Source organism: Peribacillus sp. P4_C12 (assembly GCF_056402095.1).
In genome coordinates this window covers 1-1,554 of sequence record NZ_JBFUIB010000717.1, presented here as the reverse complement: position 1 = coordinate 1,554, position 1,554 = coordinate 1, and the positions used below count along the sequence as shown (strand labels likewise).

General features: G+C 37.5%; 3 protein-coding genes. All 3 read right to left on the bottom strand.

What is annotated here, in order from left to right; translation table 11 throughout:
* The coding region (locus AC1DUW_RS28325) for an AMP-binding protein (protein ID WP_477644119.1) at positions 1-644 on the bottom strand (644 nt) is incomplete at its 3' end.
* Between the two features lie 231 nt (positions 645-875).
* Positions 876-1,196: a GNAT family N-acetyltransferase gene (locus AC1DUW_RS28320; protein ID WP_477644120.1), complete on the bottom strand. Its 321-nt coding sequence runs from the start codon at positions 1,194-1,196 to the stop codon at positions 876-878.
* Between the two features lie 157 nt (positions 1,197-1,353).
* Positions 1,354-1,554, bottom strand: a 201-nt coding sequence (locus tag AC1DUW_RS28315) for a zinc ribbon domain-containing protein (protein ID WP_477644118.1), incomplete at its 5' end; no start/stop codon positions are given.

The window sequence follows — 1,554 nt, the reverse complement described above, 5'->3', positions numbered from 1 at the left end:
CCTGTATATTGTAAAAGGGCCAGGTCATTCTGCACATCAATCGGCTCAGCGACTTCTTCTGGTATTTTTCGTTTCATGATTTCAGTAAATAGATGGTGATTACCCGCATGCTCCACATTGATGACAATACCGTATTCCTTTTTTTGAATAAAGGGATAGATAAGATTTTTCGGGAAAGGCAAGTATTCCTTGATGGCGGTTATAATGATGTGTTCTATTCCTGTTCTTGGGGCAACCGCAGTGACACGGGGAAATAAAATATCCATCGCTACGATTATTTTCGCTCCGGAGTCTTTCATTTGATACTCGAGTTCGCGTTCCGTATAGGTTGGATTAGTTTGAACTATGACTCCCCCAGCCATTAGTATCCCAAAAAAGCTAATGACACCTTGTGGACAGTTAGGAAGCATGACGGCAACTCGTTCTCCCTTTTGAAGACCGATACCTTTTAAATAGGCTGCGAACTTTAAAGCTGATACGTACACTTCTTTGAAGGTTAATTCCTTTCCCTGGAAATGAATCGACACCTTATCAGGAAATTCATCAGCAGACTCTTTCAAAAATGAATAAAGAGGTTTATCTTCATACGACAAAACAGCTGGTATTTGTTCCGGATAAATAGCTTGCCACGGCTTATTGCTCATTTGCCCCCTCCTTCTGAATATTCTCAATACTCTTTTTCATTATAATACAACCGGGATTTTCTTACAATTGCTGAAATTCAGAAAAAGTAAGCATAAAGGCTGATAATCAGTAGTAGAGCAGTGAATATTACCTGAACATATAAGTCGAATGAAGGCAAGTCCAATAGTTTTTTTACTTTTGTTGATAATAAGTTTTTAAAGTATGAACAAAAAAGGAGCAGCTTTTACTCTTTAGTTTTTAATTCTATACCAATATTTATATTTTTCTTCAAACCCTAATTTAGCGTACAGGTTTAATGCAGGGGCATTCGATAATATAACCTGTAGATAAGCATTTTTCGCCCCATTTTCTTTTCCCCAATGCAAGAGATTTTTAATAAGTTTTGCTCCATACCCTTGGTTTCGAAATTTTTCTTGCGTAACAATATTGAACAACCCTAAGTATTCGCCTTCTAAAACACCCAGTCCACACGCTAACACTGTTCCGCTATCATCAGTCAGCAACATAAAGCATCTGTCTGGAATAATATTCTCTAACATTTTATTAAAAATTGTTTGATCATGATCACTTATATGGTTTAACAGACAGAAATTACGAAACCAGTCTTCATGTAATTGATTATAATTGAACTACCCACCACTTATCGACCTTACGGTCTGATWGAAGTGGGGGATTCCTAAGAACATTAGCCTATCGGCCAATTTTTAATTAGGCTACTCCCGTAGTTCCTACGGTTAGAAGCCTTATGGCTTCATTCATTAGATTGAGTCCTGCGTTAATATCTCGATCGTGGTGAGTAGAACAAAAAGGACAATCCCATTCACGAAGATTCAGATGTTTAACGTCTTTATTTTGGTAACCGCAGCTAGAACACAATTGGCTAGAAGCAAACGTTTTAGATACGGTCAC